The sequence below is a fragment of the Acetobacter sacchari genome (assembly GCF_017377715.1).
Taxonomy (GTDB): Bacteria; Pseudomonadota; Alphaproteobacteria; order Acetobacterales; family Acetobacteraceae; genus Acetobacter; species Acetobacter sacchari.
The window spans coordinates 84,217-106,897 of the sequence record NZ_JAFVMF010000013.1 but is presented as its reverse complement, the minus strand read 5'-3'; the positions used below and the strand labels follow the sequence as shown (position 1 = coordinate 106,897).

At 60.5% G+C, this 22,681-nt stretch carries 18 protein-coding genes; 11 read left to right on the top strand and 7 right to left on the bottom strand.

Annotated elements, in window-relative coordinates:
* Window positions 1-20: 20 nt before the first annotated feature.
* The 5 genes from J2D73_RS13055 to J2D73_RS13035 form a co-directional block, all read right to left on the bottom strand.
* Complete coding sequence (locus tag J2D73_RS13055; RefSeq protein WP_207881967.1) at window positions 21-1,526, bottom strand: amidase; 1,506 nt, start codon at window positions 1,524-1,526, stop codon at window positions 21-23.
* The gene (locus J2D73_RS13050; RefSeq protein ID WP_207881966.1) at window positions 1,513-2,796 is read right to left on the bottom strand and encodes an MFS transporter; all 1,284 of its coding nucleotides are present in this window, start codon (window positions 2,794-2,796) and stop codon (window positions 1,513-1,515) included. Before J2D73_RS13050 ends, J2D73_RS13055 begins: the two co-directional genes overlap by 14 nt.
* A 7-nt stretch (window positions 2,797-2,803) precedes the next feature.
* Window positions 2,804-4,147, bottom strand: coding sequence for an MFS transporter (locus J2D73_RS13045; RefSeq protein ID WP_207881965.1), 1,344 nt, complete (start codon window positions 4,145-4,147; stop codon window positions 2,804-2,806).
* A gap of 205 nt (window positions 4,148-4,352) precedes the next feature.
* Complete coding sequence (locus J2D73_RS13040; RefSeq protein WP_207881964.1) at window positions 4,353-5,267, bottom strand: N-carbamoyl-D-amino-acid hydrolase; 915 nt, start codon at window positions 5,265-5,267, stop codon at window positions 4,353-4,355.
* Complete coding sequence (locus J2D73_RS13035) at window positions 5,264-5,575, bottom strand: hypothetical protein (RefSeq protein WP_207881963.1); 312 nt, start codon at window positions 5,573-5,575, stop codon at window positions 5,264-5,266. The genes J2D73_RS13040 and J2D73_RS13035 overlap by 4 nt, the downstream gene beginning before the upstream one ends.
* A 193-nt stretch (window positions 5,576-5,768) precedes the next feature.
* Between J2D73_RS13035 and J2D73_RS13030 the strand changes: the two genes are divergently transcribed.
* The 7 genes from J2D73_RS13030 (at window position 5,769) to J2D73_RS13000 (ending at window position 15,219) form a co-directional block, all read left to right on the top strand.
* Window positions 5,769-6,596, top strand: coding sequence for a MurR/RpiR family transcriptional regulator (locus J2D73_RS13030; RefSeq protein WP_207881962.1), 828 nt, complete (start codon window positions 5,769-5,771; stop codon window positions 6,594-6,596).
* Between the two features lie 76 nt (window positions 6,597-6,672).
* The gene (locus J2D73_RS13025; RefSeq protein WP_207881961.1) at window positions 6,673-9,096 is read left to right on the top strand and encodes a TonB-dependent receptor; all 2,424 of its coding nucleotides are present in this window, start codon (window positions 6,673-6,675) and stop codon (window positions 9,094-9,096) included.
* Between the two features lie 120 nt (window positions 9,097-9,216).
* Window positions 9,217-10,536 carry a CapA family protein gene (locus J2D73_RS13020; protein WP_207881960.1) on the top strand — a complete coding sequence of 440 codons (1,320 nt, stop codon included), beginning with the start codon at window positions 9,217-9,219 and terminating at the stop codon, window positions 10,534-10,536.
* Window positions 10,537-10,546: 10 nt separating this feature from the next.
* Complete coding sequence (locus J2D73_RS13015) at window positions 10,547-12,037, top strand: amidohydrolase family protein (protein WP_243429925.1); 1,491 nt, start codon at window positions 10,547-10,549, stop codon at window positions 12,035-12,037.
* Window positions 12,034-13,005, top strand: a complete 972-nt coding sequence (locus J2D73_RS13010) for a CobW family GTP-binding protein (RefSeq protein ID WP_207881958.1) — start codon at window positions 12,034-12,036, stop codon at window positions 13,003-13,005. The genes J2D73_RS13015 and J2D73_RS13010 overlap by 4 nt, the downstream gene beginning before the upstream one ends.
* Window positions 13,006-13,010: 5 nt before the next feature.
* Window positions 13,011-14,480 carry a M81 family metallopeptidase gene (locus tag J2D73_RS13005; protein WP_207881957.1) on the top strand — a complete coding sequence of 490 codons (1,470 nt, stop codon included), beginning with the start codon at window positions 13,011-13,013 and terminating at the stop codon, window positions 14,478-14,480.
* Window positions 14,481-14,751: 271 nt separating this feature from the next.
* A complete protein-coding gene (locus J2D73_RS13000) occupies window positions 14,752-15,219 on the top strand; it encodes a hypothetical protein (protein WP_207881956.1) in 468 nt (155 codons plus the stop codon).
* A 205-nt stretch (window positions 15,220-15,424) separates the two neighbouring features.
* Here J2D73_RS13000 and J2D73_RS12995 read toward each other — a convergent pair whose 3' ends face one another.
* Complete coding sequence (locus J2D73_RS12995) at window positions 15,425-16,207, bottom strand: class I SAM-dependent methyltransferase (protein WP_243429924.1); 783 nt, start codon at window positions 16,205-16,207, stop codon at window positions 15,425-15,427.
* Between the two features lie 88 nt (window positions 16,208-16,295).
* Between J2D73_RS12995 and J2D73_RS12990 the strand changes: the two genes are divergently transcribed.
* On the top strand, window positions 16,296-17,111 hold the full coding sequence (locus J2D73_RS12990) for an AraC family transcriptional regulator (protein ID WP_207881955.1): 816 nt from the start codon (window positions 16,296-16,298) through the stop codon (window positions 17,109-17,111).
* Between the two features lie 112 nt (window positions 17,112-17,223).
* Window positions 17,224-18,099, top strand: a complete 876-nt coding sequence (locus J2D73_RS12985; protein ID WP_243429923.1) for a peptidylprolyl isomerase — start codon at window positions 17,224-17,226, stop codon at window positions 18,097-18,099.
* Between the two features lie 153 nt (window positions 18,100-18,252).
* On the opposite strand, the gene J2D73_RS12980 is transcribed toward J2D73_RS12985, so the two are convergent.
* On the bottom strand, window positions 18,253-20,148 hold the full coding sequence (locus J2D73_RS12980) for an ABC-F family ATP-binding cassette domain-containing protein (RefSeq protein WP_207881953.1): 1,896 nt from the start codon (window positions 20,146-20,148) through the stop codon (window positions 18,253-18,255).
* A gap of 223 nt (window positions 20,149-20,371) precedes the next feature.
* Here J2D73_RS12980 and ndk point away from each other — a divergent pair, with 223 nt between their 5' ends.
* Together ndk and J2D73_RS12970 are read left to right on the top strand one after the other, a co-directional pair.
* The gene (ndk, locus tag J2D73_RS12975) at window positions 20,372-20,794 is read left to right on the top strand and encodes a nucleoside-diphosphate kinase (protein ID WP_026398401.1); all 423 of its coding nucleotides are present in this window, start codon (window positions 20,372-20,374) and stop codon (window positions 20,792-20,794) included.
* Between the two features lie 282 nt (window positions 20,795-21,076).
* Entirely contained in the window at window positions 21,077-22,615 is a 1,539-nt protein-coding gene (locus tag J2D73_RS12970) for a flippase (RefSeq protein WP_207881952.1), read from the top strand.
* Window positions 22,616-22,681: the final 66 nt, after the last annotated feature.

Here is a 22,681-nt window from a genome sequence, read left to right as displayed (position 1 = left end):
GATTGACGGACTGGGAGCGATTACGCGTCGCTGCCAGGCAGCGGCATGAAGCCCGGGCGCGAGGCGATGGGTTGCATGGCCGAAAGCGCGGCAATGTCAGGGACCGGACGGCGCAATGCCGGAGAGGTTGCGAAGGCTGCTTCGATGGCGGCGGCTGTTTGCAGGACCAGAGAGTCGGCGCCGCGCGGTCCCACGATCTGCAGGCCGAACGGCATGCCCCGTTCGTCGACGCCGACCGGGATGCTGACGCAGGGATGTCCTGTCAGCGTGACCAGATAGGCGAGGGAGAGCCATTGGAAATAGTTCGTCGTCGGGACGCCGTCGATCTCTGTTGGATAAAGCTCTGTCCATGGACGTGGGCTTATGGTGATCGCGGGACTTACGATGATGTCAAAATTTTCGAAGAAGGTCTGATATCGCCGATATATTTTCGTCTGCGTCTCCGCCGCCCAAGCGTAATCGACAAGGGTGTAAGTGGCGGCTTCTTCGACATTTGCGCGTATGTTCGGCCCCAAAAGATCGTAATGTGTCTTGTAACGCTCACCGTGAGTGGATTGGAACATCGCCGCACGCAGGATCGCGAAAGCCTCATGACCGCCAGCACAATCGGGGGCGGCGTTCTCACTGGAGGCGAACAGTGCGGCTATCGCTGGCAGTTTGTCGCGGAAGGCGCGTCGGACGATGCTCTCGGTCGGCGCAAGGCCGAAATCTTCCGTGGCGGCGAGACGTAGTTTCGAAAGATCAATCGGTTCTGACGGAAAATACCGCTCTGGCCGGGCGCGAACCTCCTCTCCGGGCAGCGTGTAGGCGAGGGGGTCGTAGCTGAAATCGCCCGCTGAGACGGAGAGCATAAGGGCGGTGTCTGCGACGGTGCGGCCCATTGGGCCATCGCACGACAGGCAGGACCAGCCATGCACGCGGCGTTCGCTGGGAAGGAGTCCCGAAGAAGGTCTGTATCCGACGACGCCGTTAAATGCCGCGGGATTTCGCAAGGAGCCGCCCGTGTCAGAACCGGTGGCGAGGGCAGCCATGCCGCAGGCCAGCGCCGTAGCCGATCCGCCAGACGACCCGGCGGCGTTAAGCGCTGGGTCGAACGGATTTCCTGTCGCGCCGTAAACGGGATTTCGGCTGTTAGCGCCAGCCGCCCATTCGGGGACGTTGGTCTTTCCGGTGATCACTGCGCCAGCCGCCCTTAATGTAGCGACGAAATTCTGATCCTTCTCCGGTATCCAGTCGCGAAACTGCGGGCTGCCGAATGTGGTGCGAAGACCGCCCGTGACGTGCGTGTCTTTTACTGCAAGGGGAACGCCGCAAAGGGGGCCGGTGGGTTCGCCGCGTCGCCATGCGTCTTCCGCCAGACGGGCCGAAGCCAAAGCTGCATCGCGATCTTCGCAGACTATGGCGTTGACGGCGGGGTTAACCTTGTCCGTCCGGTTCTGGCATGACCGCAGCGCCTCGACCGGGGAGGCTTCGCCCGACCGGTAAAGATCGAGCAACTCGACGGCGGTCGCGTCACACAGTTCCATGATTGTCGGCTCCGAATGTCATCAGTTGTCCAGCGGGATTCTTGAACCGGCCAAGTGCGCTGTTCAGCGCAAGGGCAAGAACGCCCGCGACGAGAAGGGTAAGAAAGGCGGCGGGGTAGCTGCCGGTCAGGCCAAGGACGGCGCCGATCACAGGCGGCGCCACGAAACCCGCGATCTGGCCGCCGAAATTGATCAGACCGTAACCGACGCCCGCGATGTCCTGCGGGAGGAAACGGCCCGGCAGGCAGAGGACCGCCGCGAACACGAGCGTCTTGAAGAAGTAGAGCAGCGTCTCGAAGCCGACGACCGCCAGCACGGACGAGCAATACGCCATAGCGAGCAGCGCCGCGCATGAGATGACGACGCACAGCGAAATAAACCGCTCTTCGCGCTGCGTAAACCAGCGGGACATCGCCCAGCCGCCGATCAGGGCGGCGATGGTTGCCGCGGCGTATGGCAGGGTGAGAAGAACGCCCGCTTCCTTGAGCGATACGCCGCGCTCATGCAGCAGGTACGTGGGCATCCAGCTCTCCAGCCCCTTGTTGATGAAGCTGATCAGGAACCACGTCGCCATCAACCGGATGACGCCGGGAAGACGCAGCGCCCTGAGAACGCCAGCCCTTTTCGGAGCCGAAGGAGTGTCGCGGGATGGAGCGGAGCTTTTCGGCGCCAGCAGGAGCACCAGAAGCGCCGTAGCAAAACCGATGCCGCTCATCACGTAAAAGGTCCAGCGCCAGTCCATCCAGGCGAGCACGGGCAGCAAAACCGACGGTGCGATCAGGTATCCGAAATAGTTCGAGGACATCAGCGCCGACGGAGCCTTGTCGCGGGCGCGAGGCGGGACCGCATCGTACAACGCCTTGAGGCTGGCGGCGGGAAACACGCCTTCCCCGATGCCGAATAGCAACCTGACGGTCAGCAACGCGGCGACGGACTGCACCAGTCCGGTTCCGAGCGTGAAGGCCGACCACGCGACAAGGCCGGCCACGACCACCGACTTCGCGCCAAAACGGTCGGCGAGCCAGCCGCCCGGCGTCTGCATCAACGAGTAACTAAGGTAGAAAATGCCGACGATGAAGCCTTGTTCAGTCGGTGACATATGGATGTCGCGGAGCATCGCGGGGGCTGAGAAGGTGATGGCCGCCCGATCCATGTAAGACACGCACCACGCGATATACAGCAGGCCGAAGGTCAGGACGGCATTCTTGCCAAAGCGTGTCGTCCCGCTGTGATTCGTCGCTGTTTCGTGGTTCTCGCTCCTGACGGCCATCCTCGCGTTACTCCGGCGGCATCGTCCCGGCGGGCGCGGCGCGGCCTCCGGGAATTGCGAAGATGAAAATAAGGCCTCCCAGAGCCACGATCCCGCTCATGGTCAGCAGACCGGCGTTGACGTTCCCGGTGATCTGCGTGACGTGGCCGATGATGATCGGACTGCAAAAGCCGCCGAGCAGGCCGATCGAGTTGATCAGGGCGTATCCCCCCGCCGCTCCCGGCCCCTTGAGCAGATCGGAAGGCACGGACAGGAAGACCAGATATGTGGAGTAAAGGCACATGGCCGTGGCGCTCAGGGCGATGACGGCGCCGAGCAGGCTGCCCGTCGCGGCGACGATCGACGCGAGCCCGACTGCGGCGAGAAGAGCCGGGATGGCGCCATGCCAGCGCCGTTCCTGCAGGCGGTCGGATCGCCGGCCCCATGTCAGGATGGCGACAGTTCCGCAGAAAAACGGGATGGCGGCGAGAAAGCCGATCTGAAGATCGCTGGTCGCGCCTGACTGACGCAGTACCGTCGGCAGCCAGAAGCTGATCGTGTAGAGACCGCAGATCACGCAGAAGTAGCCGAGCGACAGGATGTAGATCATTTTATCGCGCAGCACGGCGGAAAATCCGTGGTGGCTGCTTCCGGTCGAGGATGCGTTTTCTTCGACGATCCGGGCCTCGGCGGGCGTCAGCCACCGTGCTTCGGAGGGTTTGTCAGGCAGCGTTGCGAAAACGACGAAGCCCATGATGATCGACGGCAGACCTTCGAGAAAGAACATCCATCGCCAGCCATCGACACCGGCGACGTGATCCATGTTCTGGACAAGCATGCCCGAGACGGGACCGGCGATGACGCCGGACATGGGCGCCGCGATTTGCTGGATCGAAATCGCAGTAGCCATGCGTTCCCGTGGATACCAGCTCGCCAGATAATACATTGCGGCCGGAGCGAACCCGGCCTCAAAGACGCCGAGTAAAAAACGCATGACATAGAAGGCGTTGCGGTTGGTGATCAGCCCCATGCTGGCGGAGGTCAGTCCCCACAGGACCATGATGCGGAAGAAGGTTCGTCGGGCGCCGACCTTCGGCAGAAGTAAATTCGACGGGATTTCAAACAGCACGTAGCCGATGAAGAAGATACCCGCCGCGAAGCCGTAATCCTGCGGCGTAAGGCCGATCCGCTCTGAAATCTGGTGTTGTGCGAAACCGATATTGAGCCGGTCGATACAGTCGAGAAGATATGAAACCGCGAGTATCGTCACGACCCGCAGGTCGATCCGGCGATAAAGCGCGTCGAGGGTCGCTGTGGGCAGCGCCCCGGCGCCGAGGGAGGCTGAGAGTGTCGATGTCCGGACCGCAGTCATGGCAGGGCTCCTGGGCGATGCGCGCGCTGGCGTCTGGGATTGGCCGTCTGTGGGGTTGGCGTCGTCAGGGACCAAAGGCGTCGTGCTCCTAGCGTGGTGACGTTCCCATAAACGGTCTCTGCTGACAGGCTAGCCTCCAGTTTCCATTCGTCCAACAGACGATGCGATTTAAAAACGATTTTATCGCTGAGGAGCAGGCTCGCGCTCATACTGCGCTGAGCAGCGGATACATTTCCGGGCGTCGATTTTTCGCGAAATTGAAAATATTTTCGCGAATTTCCGAGCAGCGGTCGAGATCGCAGGCCGCGACGATCACTTCGTCGCCAGTGGTGCTGGCCATCGAGACGATTTCACCCGTGGGGGCGACGATGCAGCTTTGGCCGAGCAGGCCGCAGCCCTCCTCCACGCCCGTCTTGCCCACGCCCACGACCCACAGGCCGTTCTGGTAGGCCCCGGCTTGCAGGCAAAGGTGGTTATGAAAGGACTGAAGGTGGTCGTGCTCCGGGGCCTGCGCGTAATGTAGAGGCGTGTTGTAGCCAATGGTCGCGACCTCGGCTCCACGCAGCGCCATTTCGCGATATGTTTCCGGCCAGCGCCGATCGTTGCAGATCGCCATGGAGAAGTGGCCGCCAAGAAGGTTAGTCGTTTCGAAAAATCCCTCTCCTGGTTCGAAATAACGTTTTTCGAGATGCTGAAACGCGCGCCCGGGCTCATGCTCGGAATGACCCGGCAGGTGGATTTTGCGATAACGCGCAACAATCTCCCCCTGTGTGTCGACGAGAACCGACGTATTGAAGCGTCTGACGATCCCATTTTCGGTCACTTTTTCAGCGAAACCAAACGTGAACGCCACGCCCAGAGACCGCGCACGCGTGAAAAGTGGCGCTGTCGACTCGTTTGGCATTTGCGTTTCAAAGAAGACGTCGATCTCCTGTTGTTCCGCCATGAACCAGCGAGGAAAAAACGTGGTAAGAGCGAGCTCCGGGAAAACGACCAGTTGCGCGCCCATTCGCGCGGCCTTTTCCAGCAGAATGACCATGCGCGCCACCACGCTTTCTCTTGTGTCGACCCGTGCGATCGGCCCCATCTGCGCGCCGGCGATGATAATTTCTCTTGTCATGACAGTGCTCCGATGAAATTTCGCCGTGATGCAGAACGGAGCGCCCCCGAAGCCGCCGAGAGCCCGTGGTTACCGTCAATCGCAAGCCGTTGCACCGCACAAGCGCTGCCGAAACCGGAGCGTTCATAGTCCTGTTTGCAGAAAAGAGACTTGCGCCCAGAAGAGGTCGTGACCGCCTGAAGCGACATCGGTGGGACGAGGGTGTATTGCGGCCAGGCGCGCACGGTCGTGCACGCTGTAGCGACTGCGGTCGGCTCTGCCGAAAACGCAAACTGCTCTTTGGTGACGGGGCGGGGGGCGGAGTTCATATAGGCTCGGGAAAGCATCGGGCGGCACTGACGCTGATTTGGAGGAGAGTTGCATCAGGCCGCGTGGGAGGCGGGATCGTCAAGGTCGTAACGAAATATTTTTTTCATGTTGTATTCGGAATGATAAATGTGTTTCATTCCGAAAGTGAAGTGAGTGCGGATGGAAAACGACACCCCGATCGAGGTTCGAATCATGAACGTTCAAGACGAGTTGTCCGTCGGCGAACGCAGGCTCGCCGCGGTCATACTTGAGATGGAATGTAATTTTTCCGGATTTACTGCCGGAGAAATTGCCACGCGTGCGCAAGTGTCGAATCCGACGGCGGCACGATTCTTCCGCCGTCTGGGCTATGAAAGCTATCAGCAGGCGCACACCCAGGCGCGTGAACGCGCGCAGATGGGGTCGCCGCTCGTGGCTCTTCGCAGCACGGAGCGTCATGAAAAGATCAATTACGATTTCACGGATTATGTGCGGCAGGAAAATCATAACCTGTCGCGCACGGCCGACGATCTTGGCGCCGACAAGCTGGAGCGGGCGGTCGCAATGCTCCGGGACGCCCGTCGAATCTGGATCGTTGGTTTTCGTAACTCGATGATCGTTGGTTCCTATCTTCACAATATTCTCAATCTCATGCGCGAGGGCGCCGCTCTTCTTCCCCGTGCGGGGATGACTTTGGGCGAAGATCTGGTGAACGCCGCGGAAAACGATCTGGTCGTGTTGTTGTCCTTTCGGCGGAGGCGTCCTGTCCGTGGACGGATTGCGCGTGTGGCCCAGCGGCGCGGTGCGAAGGTGCTTCAGATCGGCGACTTCGATGCTCCGCCCAACGATGACGGGGTCAATCTGACGCTTCGCTGCGCGGTCGAGGGCAGGGGAATTTTCGACAGTTATGGCGCCGCCATGACGCTGGTGAACTGCCTCGCGTCGCTGCTCGAGCAATCCGTTGGCGGCGCCGTGGCGAGCAGACTCACGCAGGTGGAAAGCCTGATGGAGGAGATCGACGTTCTCGCCTTCAAGAGTTGAGAGACGGGTCGCGTTGCGGCCCTATCATGTTGTTTTTGTTTTGATTTCGTAATGAAAAACCTCTCCGGAGTGACGTATGGTTCGCGTTTCATCATTACACCTGAAAAAGTCGCTCTCCGTGGCCACCGCGCTGTGTGCGCTTCATGGCGGCGCTGTGCGCGCGGCGACCGCGACGCACAAAAAAGCCGCGCCGCACGTAAACGTCGGAACTGCGGCTGTGGCGCAGCCTGCAAAACCCGCTACGCCGCGCAAGCGACAATCCATGGTGCGAACGGACACGGAAGCGGTGAGCGTGGTTGCGCGCCATCGCGTGTTGAAGTTTTCGGCGCAGCAGCACGAGGCCAACTCGGCGACTTATCTGGATCAGGAGGTGTTGACGCAGCGTCATATTAACAGCGTCATGGATCTCGGCCGTATCGTGCCGAACCTGACGGTGCAGACGGAAGGCGGTTCGAACGCCCCCTCCTACTACCTGCGCGGCATCGGTCTTCAGGATTACACCCAGAACAACATGCCGTCGGTGCTGACCTACTTTGACGACGTCGCCTACCCGATTTCGTCCATGAGCAGCGGCCAGATGTTCGACGTGCAGAGCGTGGCTGCGGATCCCGGTCCTGTAGGCTTTACGCACGGGTTGTCGGACACCGGTGGCGAAGTGCGCATTGAAAGCCGAGCCCCAACGAAACAGCTTCATTACGGGATTACGGAGGATCTCGCCACTCGGGATCGTAGCAAGACCACGCTGTATGTTTCCGGACCGATCACGAGCAATCTGCAATACCGTATCTCCGCTTTGAACATGGAAGGGGGAGCGTTTCGCTTTAATCGCGTGACGGGGCAAAAACTTGGCAATGCGAACATGGGCGCTATCAGAGGGCGTCTTGCATGGCAGCCTGACGAGAAGACCAATATCGATCTGATCAGCAACTGGTCGCTTGATCGCTCGGACGCCACAGGCGCCTTTGTGCTTCAGGATTTTTCCACGCTCAGCAACGCTCCGCGCGATCAGAACATTTACGCCACTGGCTGGAGCCTGAATCCGCAATACGCAAAACTGATCGGAATCAACCCCAAGAGCATTCCGTCGAATAATGACGTGACATGGGGGATCACGCTCAAGGCGTCTCGTGAACTAAATTTCGCAAAACTGGTCAGTATCAGTAATTTCTCTCAACAACAAAGACATGAATATGTCGATCGTGACGCTTTGGCGTTCCGATCTGGCGATACGTATTTCGCAGGAAATACGAATGTCTTCTCGCAGGAAATTCGTCTGGAAGGAAAGCCGCTGCTGAACGGCCGGTTTCACTGGACGACAGGCCTCTACTACAATCGCGTTCGGGCTTTCGGCGCCAACTGGTTCGATCTTACGGATTACGTAGGGTATTTCCGAGACAGTCTGCATAATCAACCGCAAGAAAATTTCAGCCAGTATGCGACGTTAGGCTACGATTTGACGCGCAAGCTGAAGTTCACGTTCGGTCTGACGCATCAGAGCGACGAGCGTCAGCTTGTTGGCGATGCGGTCAAACAATACTACATGCAGCCTTCGACGACTCAGGCTGCGAGGTGTAACGGCGCGGCAACCTGTATGAGTGAGACGAGCTTTGGGACCAGAGGCGCGCTGACCAACCAGTTTTCTGGAAAAGTCGCGCTCGCCTGGCAGGCTACGGATAATATCCTGGCGTATGCAAGCATCTCGCGCGGCGTGAAACCGGGCGGGTTCACCACCAACACCACCGTATCCGATGTTCAGATCAAACCGTTTAAACCCGAATGGGTTCTGGCGTATGAGGTCGGTCTGAAGACGGAATTCTTCAATCATAGACTGCGCCTCAACACGGCGATGTTCTACGACGACTACCATGACAAGCAGATGCTGGGCACTGTCGTCATCTCGGGTAATCCGAACGTCGCGACAAGCAGCGGCACTCCCGGCACATATGGTTCGTACGTCAACATCCCACACTCGAAGATCTGGGGAACCGAGTTCACGGTAGACGCGAACCCGTTTCCTGGCCTGACACTTACGCAGACTTTCGGGTACCTGCGCGGAAAATATACGGATTACCAGCAGGTCAACAGCGCTGCGGTTTCGGCCAATTACAAACTGACGGGCGTCTATTCCCCAGTCTACAGCAGCTATGACGGCGCTGATATGGGTATGCCGAAGCTTACTCTGAGTGGCATGGCCAGTTATGACACTCGACCTGTCTTCAAGAAATACAAGCTGAACTTTGCAGTCGATTACTCCTACCGGACGCAGCAGGACAGCCTGCAGCCGCGTGGTTCCGGCGTTTACGTCGTGCCGTCTTATTTCCTGATGGGCGCCAGCGTTACGTTCAAACCGATCAACAGCAAGTGGTTCGTGACTGCATACGCAGAAAATCTGACGAACCGGCATTACATACTGGTCGTTCCGGTGGCGGCGACGACGGCGCTGACGGGTATTTCCGGCTCTCCCCGTTTCGTCGGCGGCCGGTTCGGCTTCGACTTCTGAAATCGGTCATGACAGGGCGTTTCGTCAGATGTGACGAAACGCCCGATCGTACTGAACGGCGAAATAACTCGTCGAAGCGCAATTTCCGTTCGCTGGACGGGATTTTGCTGGGAATGAAGTATGCTTTCACTTTCGCTCACCGGCGATAGCATTCTGTTGCGTCGTTTGAACAGTTTCTCCGACCCGCGCATCGCGCCGTTATTCGATTTGATTCGTGAAGCTGACGTTTCTTTCACCAACCTCGAGGTGCTGCCGAACGATTATGAGGGAGATCCAGCGCTCGAGAGCGGGGGGTCACACTTCGGCGCGCCGTCGTGGGTTATCGACGAATTGATCGAAGCGGGCTTCGACCTGTTCGCCGCGGCGACGAATCACAGTCTGGATTACAGTATCTCCGGTCTGCGCAAGGCGATGAAGGAACTCGATGAAAGACAGGTTCTTTACGCAGGCATAGGCCCGGACCTGACCCGCGCCCGTATGCCGACATATTGCACTCACCCGAACGGAACCGTGGCGATGTTGTCATGCACGTCCACGTTCGGTGTCGGGCAGGAAGCGGCCGCCCAGACAGACGCCATGCTGGGACGCCCCGGGTGCAACCCTCTCCACTATGCGGCTACGTACGAAATCACCGAAGCGCAGATGGCGGTTCTGCGAGAGATCGCGGAGCAGTTGGGGCTTGAGACCATGCGGCGCGCGATCGTCAGGCTTGGCTTTGGGTTTGAGCCGGCCGATCCGCAAATGTTGCCTTTAGGCGGATTGAGTTTCCGCCCTGGCAGGGAGACCAGAATTAAGGCGACGGCTCGCGCTGAAGACGTGGATGACATCGTCCGCTGGGTGAAAGAGGCGCGTCTGGTCTCTGACGTCGTCATCGTGAGCGTGCACTCGCACGAGCCCGGTTATAACGACGCTGGCGTCATTGACGAAGAGACGCCTGCGCCATTTTTTCGCGATTTCGCTCACAGCGTTATCGATGCCGGCGCCAATGTAGTTGCTGGACACGGCCCGCATCTCCTTAGGGGAATAGAATTCTACCGGGGGAAGCCGATCTTTTACAGTCTGGGAAATTTCATCGGCCAGAATGAGTTGGTGCCGCGACTGCCGGCAGACTCGTACCGTCGGTTTCGTGCTCCATCTGACATGACGCCAGCGCATGTCTATCGGTTACGCACGGAGAATGACACGAAGGGCTTTCCGGCTGAAACAAGGTTTTGGGAAACTGTCGCGCCAATTTGTAAATTTGAGGATGGCCTTCTAAAGGAGATGGTCATTCATCCCGTCGAACTCGGGCTTGGCGGAGCGGCGCATCAGCGTGGCGTTCCCCGGTTGGCCAAAGGTGAACACGCCAGATCGATCCTGGGACGTCTTGATGCGTTGTCCCGACCGTTTGGAACGGAATTGGCGCTCGATGGCGAAACGCTCCGTTACACGCCTGCATAGGATGAGCAATATGTACGACGTTATTATCCGCGACGGCATTCTCGTCGACCCGGAAACGGGACTGGAGAAACGTGGCGACGTCGCCATACGTTCCGGGGTCATCGAGCGGGTTGGAGCGGTCTCGGGCGCAGCAGTTCGGGAGATCGACGCTGCGGGCCAGGTCGTGGCTCCCGGTTTCATAGATATTCACGCGCATGGGCAATCGATACCTGCCGACCGGATGCAGGCGTTCGACGGGGTGACGACGACCCTTGAGTGCGAGGTGGGCATTCTACCCGTGGCGAAATGGTACGAGAAGCAGGCGGACGTCGGGCGGGTGCTGAACTATGGCGCAGCGGCGGCATGGGCGTTCGCCAGAATTTCGGCGATCATCGAGCGACCGTTGGAGCCGTCGTTGTCTTTCATGGGCAAGTGTTTTGACGATCCGCGCTGGAGCCAGAACACGGCTTCAGACAGTGAAAGCAGAAAAATACTTGCGCTTGTCGAGCAGGGACTGGAGGAAGGCGGCGTCGGTATAGGCATCCCGAATGCCTATCTCCCGGGCGCGGGAGCGAAGGAGATTGTCGATGTCTGCTCGCTTGCCGCACGTTATGACGTTCCGACATATACCCATATTGCGTACTCATCGAATATCGATCCGAGAAGCTCGATCGACGCCTATACACGGCTCATCGGCTACGCAGGCGCTACTGGCGCGCATATGCATATCTGCCACTTCAACAGCACCAGCTTGCAGGATGTGGAGCGCGCGGCCGAACTGGTGCTCATGGCCCAGAAGCAGGGGCTGAAGGTTACGGTGGAAGCCTATCCGTACGGCACTGGTTCTACGGTGATCGGAGCGCCATTCTTTGCGGATCCGGCGTTTCGGGAGCGGACGGGTAATGATTACCCGGCTATCCAGAAAGTTGAGAACGGGCAAAGGATAGCCAGCCGGGACGAGCTTCTTGCCGCGCAGCAGGAGCGCCCGGACACGTTGGTCTTGTGGCATTTTCTCGATGTTGAAGGCGTTCCCCGCCACAGGGAGTTGCTGGATGCGTCGGTACTGTATCCTGGCGGTATCATCGCGTCGGACGCCATGCCGTGGACCCTGCCGGATGGCTCGACCTACGAAGGCGGCGAATGGCCGTTGCCGGCGGAGGCGTCGTCGCATCCCCGGTCTTCCGGAACGTTCACAAAATTTCTTCGGGAGTATATGCGGGAACGAAAGAAAGTTTCTCTTCTGGAGGCAATGCGTCGCTGTTCTCTGGGACCCGCGAAAATCATCGAATCCGCGGCTCCGCAGATGCGTCGAAAGGGGCGGCTGCAAGAGGGTTGCGACGCCGATATCGTGATTTTCGATCCGGATACGATTGCCGACAAGGCTGAATTTTCGGCGATGAACCGACGTTCGGAAGGCGTATCCTTTCTCCTGGTGAATGGCGAACCGGTTATCGACGGCGGAGAATTGCGGGTGGATGCGGCCCCGGGACGTCCGGTCAGGGGGCGGTTAGGACGGCGATGAGCGCTTCGCTGGTCGGTGACGTCGCCGTCCCGGTCTATGTGCTGGGTGGTTTTCTAGGCGCGGGCAAGACGACCCTTCTCAACAGATTGATGGCGCGTCGGGAGGCCGAAAATCTTGCCGTGATCGTCAACGATTTCGGCGCGATAGACGTGGATTCAACGCTGCTCGAGCGGCGTGAGGAAGATATTCTTTCGCTTCGCAACGGGTGCGTTTGCTGTTCCTTGCAGGGAGACCTCTTTTCGACGATCAGGATGCTGCTCGGGAGAACGCCGCAGCCGGAAATGATCGTGATCGAGTGCAGCGGCGTTTCCCGGCTGACCGATATGCGAACGGCGCTGATGGACTCCGTGATCTGGAGACATGCAGCTCTGGAGGGCGTTCTTTGCGTCGTTGACGCCCAGAGTCTGGTTGTTGAAGATGAGGGAGTTTTCGACCCGCTGTGGATTGAACAGATACGGGCGGCCGATTTGTTGACGCTATCGCGTCTGGATATCCTTGCTCCAGCGGAAGTCGATTTCGCTCACGCTCGTTTGCGAAACATCGCCTCGGGGACGCCTGTCGTCGATACGCCTGAAGCGTTGCTGGCGCACTCGGCTCTGTCTGGATCGGGAGGGCGGCGGCGATTTGCGGCGGTCGCTGCTGGCGTGGAAGGCGGGAAAGCCGAGGACAGTTTTGCAAGTCTGGCCTGGGAATCAGAGCGCCCTGTCGATCTTGCATTGTTTCAGGAAACGGTAGGACGTTTTTCGGCACAACTTCTGCGGGCGAAGGGAATTCTCTACCATGCAGGGGCGTCTGGGAGCCCACTTCTGCTTCAGATGGTTGGGCGTCGCGCGTCTCTCGGTCCTGCGCCTGACCGCGCGGCGGCCGACCCGCGCACCCGACTTGTATTTATCGGACGCCGCCAGGGGTTCCCCTCCGGGGACCTGGCGGAGGCGCTCGATCGCTGCGTCGTGACCACACAGGAATAAGACAGATGAGAATTTTTATCGCGACGTTCGGAACGGAAACCAACACGTTCTCGCCGATCATGACCGGGCGTAGCGCGTTCATGGGAGATCGTGACTGGTTCCGCACCGGCGCCACAGAGCATCCGACAACGATGGCCAGCGTGCCGCTGAAAGCGTGGCGTCAACTCGCGGAGGCCGAGGGGCATGAGATCATCGAAAGCGTGTGCTCATTCGCGCAACCCGCGGGTCTGACGCTTCGTGGCGTTTACGAGGAAATACGCGGATATATCATGGATGACCTGAAGGCGGCGCTACCAGTCGACGTCGTTCTATTATCCATGCATGGCGCGATGGTGGCTGTGGGCTATGATGATTGCGAGGGTGACATGCTCGCTCACGCGCGCGCCATAGTCGGACCTAGCGCAGTTGTCGGAACGGTTCTCGATCTACACTGTCATTTGACAGAGAAAATGCAGAAAAATTCTAACCTGATCGTTCTGTACAAGGAGTATCCGCACGACGATATCGAGCCGCGAGCGATCGAGCTTTATCGTCTGGCGATCGATACTGCCGAGGGACGCATACATCCGGTCATGGCTGAACACGATTGCCGTATGCTCTCGGTCTGGCGTACGCCACACGAGCCGGTGCGCTCCTTTGTTGACAGAATGCAGGAGCTCGAAGGGAAGGACGGAATTCTTTCCGTGTCCTTTGCACATGGCTTTCCCTGGGCGGACGTTCCGGACGTTGGCGCAAAGACGCTGGTTATCGCTGACGGGGACGCAGGACGCGCCGCTGATCTCGCCGCCCGCCTGGCGCAGGAAATCTGGGACATGCGGGAGGCCAATGAATCCAGTCTCCTGTCCGTCGACGAAGCAATCGAGCGTATTCTCACCTCTCTGCCTGCTAAGCCGCTCGTGCTTGCGGACGTTTCAGATAACGCGGGCGGCGGCGCGCCCTCCGATAATACGGTCGTTCTGCGCCACCTTCTTGATAGCGGCGCCGAGGGAGTGGCTCTTGGGTGTATCTGGGACCCGATGGTCGTGTCGGCGTGTCTTGAGGCTGGCGCCGGGGAAACCCTGACTCTGCGCGTCGGCGGCAAATGCGGACTGACCTCCAGCGATCCGCTGGATGTAACGGGCGTCGTTCGTGGGGTGACGGACGAACTTTTGCAGGTCGGACTGGGCGGAGGCCGTTCTTCCTTGGGGGCAGCTGCGTGGCTGGTGGTCGAAGGGGTTGACGTCGTCATTGTTTCCAGGCGCCAGCAGACGTTTTCTCCGGAAGCCTTCACGAACCTTGGAATCGACCTGTCGAGCAAGCGTGCGGTGGTCGTGAAGTCAGCGCAACATTTTTACAATCGCTTCGTCGGCATCGCTTCGGAAGTTCTGTTCGTTTCGGCGCCGGGCTGCGTGCGGCCAGACATGGCGGAACTCGATTTGCCTCGTGCCGGGCGTCCTCTCTGGCCGCAAGTCGCAGATCCTTACGCTTCCGCCTGAAAGTCAGGGTGCGCCTGAGAGCCTGGTCGCCACGTTTCTGGCGATGTGCGACTCTGTTACGCGTGGCAACGGGCGAGCTGTTTCTGTCGCGTTCAATAACAGTTCGTGACGGTTCATACGCTGTGCGATGTCGCTCCCCGGGAGGATACTCCGGGCCGGGAGAGGGCTGCGTAGGGCGGGCCTTCCCTATGGCGGTTTCCGGCGCTTTTGGCATTCCGTGAGCCTGAAATCGCTCGTGGTGTTGAGGGCGCAGACTTTGAGTAAACCTGTCATGAAACTGTGTGCGGGCTTGCTCGCGTCCCTGATGCTCGCCGCATGCTCCGGGTCGCACAATGACAATGACCAAAGCTGTGGAAAATCTCCTCATGGCTCGCTGATGAGTTCGATCGGTCGGGGCGCAGGCATGGTCGGCGGCCTCGCCGGCGGGTTGATTGGCGGGGGAGTTGGAAGTGGTCTGGGTATGGGAATGCGTGGTCTGAGCGGTCTTTCCGGCGGCATGGGAGGCGGCGGTATGGGGGGAGGAGGCATGGGCGGGCCGGACGATGCTGGCGGCGGGCAGTACGCCGACGCCTCGAACGGCGCGGGTCCGCCGCGCCGTCGCCCGCAACCCTGTGCGAACGCGGCGGCAGGGAAGGCGGGCGCAGCGCCTCCGTCCTCATCGAAGACCATTGTTCCGGATCATGCACCGAGCGAAGCTATCGATCCGTCGCAGATACGCTTCGAGGAGGGCGCGAGCTGAGGCGTTTCAGACGTGGACCGCCGGTCGCCGAAGATTGCCGGGCAGGATGAAGACAGGGGCCGAGAAACGTTGCGGCTGTCGAGATATCGGCGTGGCATAAAATCCTGAATGGGCATACCGATATCTTGCGCCCATTTCGCCGGATCTGTCTGCGACCGGGTCTGACAGCGACTGTCGCGCGAGCGTGCGGGGAAAATTATTCGCCCTACGCGACTGGCCTGACCAAACCCTTTTTCCAAACGACGATTGAAATGGGAAAATAAAAGTGAACGCCGTCTTCGGCCTCCCACGCGTCCATGCCCAGAGCATTCTTTCCGGAGGCGATGTCCGTTGCGAACAGCGCCTGCAGTGCGGGCCAGTCTTCAGGAGCGACTTGATCCGACAATCTGGATTCGAGACGATACTGATAGGTCGCCACGAGAGACAGTCCTGCTTCAGCGCCCAGTGCGTGCAACTGCGACAGTGTCAGGGCCGAAGTATGCGAAGGATCGCGGAGCGTTTCGGCATAGTCATATGCCTTTTGACATTCGGGCGCCGGGGTCGCGTCGATCACGATGACAAGGCCGTCCGGGCGGCACACGCGCGCCATTTCTGTCAGAATTTTTCCCGGTTCCTGCATATGATGAAAGCTGTAACGCGTCACAACCCTGTCGAAGCTTGCATCTTCGAATGTCAGATGTTGTGCGTCACCGATATGAAAATCCACGTCGTAACCCAGCCTGTGCGCACGCTGACGCGCCTGCTCGATCATGGCCGGCGTCAGATCGACGCCGGTGACCTGCGCCTCTGATCGCGCCAGTTCACAGGCGACGATCCCCGGTCCGCAGGCGACGTCGAGCGCCTTCATGCCCCTGGCGATAGAACAGGCGGCGACGGTCTGGGCCATGCTTTCTGTTTCGGCGTGGATAGGCAATTCGGAAAACGGTTTCGCCCAACGCGTGAATTGCGAAACAATGCGAGCTGCGTGTGAGGCGGATGGTTCGATCATCGTTCTTTCCTTCTTTATACGTTCAGGATAAGGAAATGGCGATTGGCCGTCTGACGCGGATAGGCCATAGTTGAGCGAATACCGGCCAATGAAGACTCTGACAGCCAGAGAGACGCTGAGCGTTCTGATAGAAAACAGGCTTGATGGACCGGGGACGCCCGGTTTTGCGTTTCGTAATCCGTCCACGTCGGTCTTCTACGATTGGCATGAGCATCCATGTCATCAGATCACATACGCAAGACGCGGCGCGACGCAGATCGAAGCTCGGGAGGGGCGATATCTGTTGCCCGCCGCGCACGCCATATGGATTCCAGCGGGGACGCGGCATCGGACCATGATTCGTGACCTGGAGGGGGTGTCGGTCTATTTTGATCCCGCTCAGTTTCCCCCTGATCGCGCTGAACATATCCAGACGTTTCCCGTGACCGCTCTGTTACAGGAAATGCTGTTTCACACCCTTCGCTGGAGCGTAGATTCGGCGGAAAATGACCCGGTCGCCAAAAGTTTTTTCAATACTTTGGGCCTGCTCTGCCTTGAGCAGATGCAAGAGAAAGCTGAGCGTCGCTTCACGCTGCCACGTGCGACCCACCCATCGTTGGCGCGGGCCATGGACGCGGCCCTCGTTTGTCCTTCCCGGATGGATCTGGCGCAGGCGGTAGGACACGCAGGCATGTCGGAACGCAGTTTTCGTCGTCATTTCCGTGCTGAGACGAAAATGACCTGGCAGGACTGGATCACGCAGGTGCGTCTTTTTCACGCGGCGGTTCTACTCGCGGAGGGAGCGCGCGTGACGGATGTCGCCGCCGAAGCGGGGTACGCATCCCTCAGCGCGTTTGCAAAAGCCTTCACGCACTTGCTGGGCATGTCGCCCGCCAGCTTCCGGAAAACGCAAACAGGCGGCTGAAGGGTCGATGTAACGGCCCTAGCGGCGATGATTCGCCGCGGCCGTCGACGCCTCGTCGTGCTTTGAGTCACGGAGTCTATCCGCTTCCGAAATAAGCATGCATTCTTGTGCAATGCGCTTGAATCTTGCCTTCTTGGCTCTCCTGCTTTCGAACGTCGCCGCTCGCGCTGCTGCGCCGACGCCAGCCGAAATCGTCGCCCATGCGCCGGACAGCGCATGGGAAACCGTCGCACCGGAGCGACTTTTGCTGATGACCATGGCCGATGGCGGGAGAGCCGTGATCGAGCTTGCCCCCGACTTCGCGCCAGTTCACGTCGCGAATGTGGTGCGTCTTGCGCGAGCCCATGCATGGGACCGCGGCGCCATCACCCGCGTGCAGGACAACTATGTCGTGCAATGGCGGGTGCGGGACGGGAAGACGGCGTCTCCGAAAGGTTTCGTGGAACAGCCTCCGGCGGAGTACGACAGGCCTCTGGACGGTCTCGCGTTTCGCCCGCTTGGCTATCCTGACCCCTACGCGCCGCAAGCTGGACTCGTAGCGGGATGGGCTGCAGGAAGCGATGGGGCGCGGGTCTGGCCCGCGCAGTGTTACGGAACCGTTGGCGTGGGGCGTGAAATGCCGCCTGACACCGGGGACGGGCGGGAGCTTTACGTGATCAATGGCGAGGCGCCGAGACAGCTTGATCGTAATCTGGCGGTCGTCGGGCGCGTCCTGGTAGGCATGGAGTATTTCGGCGCGCTTCGACGCGGGACCGGGGCATTAGGTTTTTATACCGACGAGCATCAGGACATTCCGATCAAAAACATGACTCTCGCCGCTGATCTGCCGCAGGTGGCGCGTCCTCATGTGCAGACGATGCGAACCGACAGCCCAACGTTCGGGGCCTATCTGGATGCGCGGGCTGCGCGGACCGATCAGTTCTTCGTGCGTGCGGCGCACGGCGTTGCGTTGTGCAACGTGCCCGTACCGTCGCGTGAGGTCAGATGAAGGCTATGCCCGTGAACTGCCGGCAACAAAACATAACGTATATCTGCATAACGTATATCTGAAGGAGAAACAGGAGTTATGTGTCGCTGCCAGCAGGAGCGATGCGTCGTTTCGCGGCCATAACTGCGCCCCCTGCTCTGGGCGGCGGCCTGATCAGGCGGCCTGAGACGCCTCATCAAGCTCAGCCTGAGCCTCGAACCACACCTCCTCCGCCTTCTCCTGCTCGCGCTTTACCGCCGCGAGCCTCGTCGTCAGCTTCGTCAGTTCCTGCGTGGCGGACGACGCGTAAAGCCCGGGATCGGCCAGCTTCGCCTCGATCGTCGCGTGTTCGCTTCCCAGACGACTCATCAACGTTTCTGCGTCCTTCACGCGTTTACGCAACGGAGCCAGCGCTTTGCGGGCCTCGGCGCGCTCCCGTCGGTCCTCCTTGCGTGCGGCTGGCGCTACGTCGGATTTCGACGAAGCTGCGCGGGAGGCCGCGCGCGCGCGTTCGGACAGCCATGTCCGGTATTCGCTCATGTCGCCTTCGAAAGGCGTCACCTTGCCGTCCGCGACCAGCCAGAGCCGGTCGGCCACAAGTTCGACAAGATGCGGATCATGGCTGATCAGCAGCACCGCCCCTTCAAACGCAGACAGCGCGCGGATCAGGGCGTCCTTGGCGTCGAGGTCGAGATGATTCGTCGGCTCGTCGAGGATCAGCAATTGCGGGGCGTCGCGTGTCGCCAGCGCCAGCAGAAGACGCGCCTTCTCGCCGCCTGACAGGTCAGAGACGCGGCTTTCCGCCTTGCCCGCATCCAGCCCGAAGCGCGCGAGCTGCGCGCGTACGACTGCTGGCGCCGCCTGCGGCAGGGCGCGGGCCATGTGGTTTATCGGGGTGTCGCCCATCACCAGTTCTTCGGTCTGGTGCTGCGCAAAATAGCCAACCCGCATCTTGGAGCTGCGGCTGAACGAGCCGGACATCGGCTCCATGCGCCCGGCCACAAGCTTGGCGAAGGTCGATTTGCCGTTGCCGTTCGCGCCCAGCAACGCAATCCGGTCCTCCATATCGAGGCGAAGCGTCAGGTTAGACAGGATCGGCCGCCCGTCATAGCCCGCCGTCACGCGGTCCATAGTCAGCATGGGCGGCGGCAACTGTTCGGGCTCGGGGAACGCAAAGCGGGTAGGGGCGTCCTCCACGACGTTTTCGATGACCGGCAGTTTTTCCAGCGCCTTGATGCGCGCCTGCGCCTGCTTCGCTTTCGTGGCTTTCGCGCGAAAGCGGTCCACGAAGGACTGCATGTGCGCGCGCTGGGCCGCAATCCGCTCCGCTGCGCGCGCCTGTTGCAAGGCCTGTTCGGTGCGAATGCGGACGAATTCCTCATAGCCGCCCGGCGTCAGGGACAGCTTGCCGCGGTCGAGATGCGCAATGGCGTCCACCGTTGAATCCAGCAACCCGCGATCATGGCTGACGATCAGCGCGGCCCCGGAGAAACGCGCCAGCCAGCCTTCGAGCCAGAGCGACGCTTCAAGGTCGAGGTGGTTGGTCGGTTCGTCGAGGATCAGCAGATCGGGATTGAGGAACAGCGCGGTGGCCAGAGCCACGCGCATACGCCAGCCGCCGGAGAAGTCGGAGACGGGGCGCGCCTGCGCCTCCGCGTCGAAGCCCAGACCGGCGAGGATGGTCCCGGCCCGCGCAGGCGCGCTGTCGGCCTGAATGGCGGCGAGTCGGTCGTGGATCTCGGCGATCCGCGCCCCATCGGTCGCGGTTTCAGCCTCGGCGAGGAGGGACGCGCGTTCCAGATCGCCCGCAAGCACGGTCTCCAGCAGGGAGGCGGGGCCAGACGGCGCTTCCTGCTTCACGCGCCCCATCCGCGCACGCGACGATAACCTGATTGTTCCGTCATCCGGCGCAATGTCCCCGGCGATCGCGGCGAGCAGCGTCGATTTGCCGGCGCCGTTCCTGCCGATAAGGCCGACTTTTCGGCCCGGTTCTATCGAAAGGCTGGCGTGATCGAGCAGCGTCCGCCCGGCGATGCGGAGTGTGAGGTCGGTGATGATAAGCAGGCTCAACGGGATCTCGCTTGGGGAAGTTGGCGGCGAAGGACGATGTGCGACGGGTGGGATACCATAGTCATACGTGCGAACGCGAACCGTCCGAACACATGACCATATCGTTTCACAGGCAGTTCTGCGCTGCGGGGGCCTACCCGTCGGGCGCGGAATGCTCTAGATGGGCGCTGCCTGCGGGCCGTCGTAACGGCGATCCGCTTCACGTGAGAACTGGGAGCCGACCATGGCCGTTGAACGCACTCTCTCCATCATCAAGCCCGACGCAACGCGCCGCAACCTGACCGGCAAGATCAACGCCGTGTTCGAAGACGCCGGTCTGCGCATCGTCGGCCAGAAGCGCGTGCAGCTGACGGAAGCCCAGGCTGGCGCTTTCTACGCTGTTCACAAAGAGCGCCCCTTCTATGGCGATCTGGTCTCCTTCATGATCTCCGGCCCCGTCGTGCTGCAGGTTCTCGAGGGCGAAAACGCGGTTCTGAAGAACCGTGAAGTCATGGGCGCGACCGACCCGAAGAAGGCCGACGCCGGCACGATCCGCGCGCAGTTCGCCGAGAGCATCGAAGCGAACTCCGTCCACGGTTCCGACAGCGCCGAGAACGCCGCGAACGAGATCCGCTTCTTCTTCGCCGAAACGGAAATCGTCGCCTGATCATCTGATCGCGGAGCGGCGGTCGTTTCACGACAGCCGCTCCGTTGCGTCGAGCCGGTCGTTCCTTACACGTAAGGGCGACCGATGACCGGAATCGCCTCCGGTAAGGGCTCCGGGCCCACTGGCGCGCTCGTTTCGCGCCGTCTAGATAATGATCCTGCGCGATGATCAGCGCGTGTGGCGATCAAACGGGCCTGTTCCCGACTCCGTCATACGCTATTGTCAGACGCGCTATTTGGCACAAGGCCGGTCCGTTCGGCCGTTCGCAGGATCTGACCGTTCATGGCGTCCCCCAGCCCTCGTTCTCCCGCCCAGCCGAAACACATCCTGTCCAATACCGGCTGGAACATGTTGGGGCGGATCGCGCCAATTTTCGTCGCGCTGCTGGTCACTCCGAAGCTCATCCATCTGCTGGGCCTGTCGCGCTGGGGCGTGTTCAGCATCGCGCTAAGTCTGGTCGGCACGTTTGGCATCTTCGATTTCGGGCTTGGCCGGGCTCTGACTCGTACGATCGCCGACCGCGCGACGGACGAGCCGGACGAGGAGACGGCGGACGTAACGCTCACCGGCATCATCACGCTGACGGTGTTCGGCGTGATCGGCGGTTTGATCGCGGCTGTGGCCGTGGCGTTCTGGGTCCATCACGGGCTGAAAATCCCGCCGGAGCTTGAGCGCCAGACGACGATCGCCCTGTGGGTCCTCTGCGCGACAGCGCCGTTGGTGATGGCGAACGCCGCCATGTGGGGCGTGATGACTGCGTTTCAGGCCTTCAGGGCGGCCAATCTGGTCAATATCCCCATTTCGATCATGTATTATCTGGGACCGCTGCTGGCGCTGCTGGTCTGGAACAACCTGATCGGGGTGATGCTGGTCCTTGCGGCGTGCCGCCTTTGGATGACGGTCAGTTACCTGAAGATTTGCCTGCGCCTGATGCCGCAAATTCGCACTGCGCGCGCGCGTCCGCGCCTGCTTGCGCCGCTGTTCAGGATCGGCGGCTGGATGACGGTGTCCAACATCGCCTATCCGGTCCTGAACTATATGGACCGTTTCATGATCGCGAGCGTCATCTCCGCCGCGGCCACCAGCTATTACACCACCCCCGCCGACGTCGTGGGCCGGTTCTCCCTGCTGACCAACGCCGTTACGGGGTCGGCTTTTCCAGCCTTCGCCGCGTCGTGGAGACGAGATGTGGAGACGACGGTCGTGCTCTACCGGACCAGCGTGCTCACCATTCAGGCCCTGCTGTTCCCCGTGTGCCTGTTCGCGGCGCTGTTCAGCCACCCGCTTCTGGCGCTCTGGATCGATCCGTCTTTCGCGGCGCAGAGCAGCACGATCATGAAATTTCTCTGCCTCGGCGTCTTCATCTCTGGCGTGGATTCCATCGCAGCGGGCTTTCTGGACGGCATCGGGCGTCCCGACGCCAGCGCGAAGCTGTCAATCGGAGAATTCCTTGTCTACACGCCGCTGCTTTACATCTGTCTTGTCCGCTTTGGCGTGATTGGAGCGGCGTTCGCCTGGGCGCTACGCATGACGCTCGACTTTGTCGTGCGCAGTTGGGTCAGCCTGCGCCTTTACAGGCCGCTCGGCGCCGCCATCCGGCGCATTATGCCTGCGGCTGTCGTAGGATTTCTGGCGCTCGTGGCGAGCCTCGTCGAGATGCCGCTTTCGGTCGCGGCGCTGGCATTTGTTGCGCTTTCTGCGGTGTTTTACGGCGTCTTGTGGTTTGGGTGCATGGATGCGTCCGAACGAGGCGCTTTCATGCGTTTCCCCGGTGTGGTCATGGCAAAGCTGGGGCGTTCCAGGGCCGCTTCGGCCAACTGATCTTTGTGGCGGCCGCTCGAGCGAGGGTGAGGTGCGTGTGGCTTGTTGTTGACTATGATAATAAGT

Excerpts from the sequence above, each read along its gene's own strand:
- J2D73_RS12990 (WP_207881955.1), top strand. The coding sequence starts at position 16,296 with ATGAAGACTCTGACAGCCAGAGAGACGCTGAGCGTTCTGATAGAAAAC.
- J2D73_RS12985 (WP_243429923.1), top strand. The coding sequence starts at position 17,224 with ATGCGCTTGAATCTTGCCTTCTTGGCTCTCCTGCTTTCGAACGTCGCC.
- J2D73_RS13055 (WP_207881967.1), bottom strand. The coding sequence starts at position 1,526 with ATGGAACTGTGTGACGCGACCGCCGTCGAGTTGCTCGATCTTTACCGG.
- J2D73_RS13045 (WP_207881965.1), bottom strand. The coding sequence starts at position 4,147 with ATGACTGCGGTCCGGACATCGACACTCTCAGCCTCCCTCGGCGCCGGG.
- J2D73_RS13035 (WP_207881963.1), bottom strand. The coding sequence starts at position 5,575 with ATGAACTCCGCCCCCCGCCCCGTCACCAAAGAGCAGTTTGCGTTTTCG.
- ndk (WP_026398401.1), top strand. The coding sequence starts at position 20,372 with ATGGCCGTTGAACGCACTCTCTCCATCATCAAGCCCGACGCAACGCGC.
- J2D73_RS13020 (WP_207881960.1), top strand. The coding sequence starts at position 9,217 with ATGCTTTCACTTTCGCTCACCGGCGATAGCATTCTGTTGCGTCGTTTG.
- J2D73_RS13030 (WP_207881962.1), top strand. The coding sequence starts at position 5,769 with ATGAACGTTCAAGACGAGTTGTCCGTCGGCGAACGCAGGCTCGCCGCG.
- J2D73_RS12970 (WP_207881952.1), top strand. The coding sequence starts at position 21,077 with ATGGCGTCCCCCAGCCCTCGTTCTCCCGCCCAGCCGAAACACATCCTG.
- J2D73_RS13050 (WP_207881966.1), bottom strand. The coding sequence starts at position 2,796 with ATGGCCGTCAGGAGCGAGAACCACGAAACAGCGACGAATCACAGCGGG.
- J2D73_RS13040 (WP_207881964.1), bottom strand. The coding sequence starts at position 5,267 with ATGACAAGAGAAATTATCATCGCCGGCGCGCAGATGGGGCCGATCGCA.
- J2D73_RS13025 (WP_207881961.1), top strand. The coding sequence starts at position 6,673 with ATGGTTCGCGTTTCATCATTACACCTGAAAAAGTCGCTCTCCGTGGCC.
- J2D73_RS13010 (WP_207881958.1), top strand. The coding sequence starts at position 12,034 with ATGAGCGCTTCGCTGGTCGGTGACGTCGCCGTCCCGGTCTATGTGCTG.
- J2D73_RS13015 (WP_243429925.1), top strand. The coding sequence starts at position 10,547 with ATGTACGACGTTATTATCCGCGACGGCATTCTCGTCGACCCGGAAACG.
- J2D73_RS13000 (WP_207881956.1), top strand. The coding sequence starts at position 14,752 with ATGAAACTGTGTGCGGGCTTGCTCGCGTCCCTGATGCTCGCCGCATGC.
- J2D73_RS12995 (WP_243429924.1), bottom strand. The coding sequence starts at position 16,207 with ATGATCGAACCATCCGCCTCACACGCAGCTCGCATTGTTTCGCAATTC.
- J2D73_RS13005 (WP_207881957.1), top strand. The coding sequence starts at position 13,011 with ATGAGAATTTTTATCGCGACGTTCGGAACGGAAACCAACACGTTCTCG.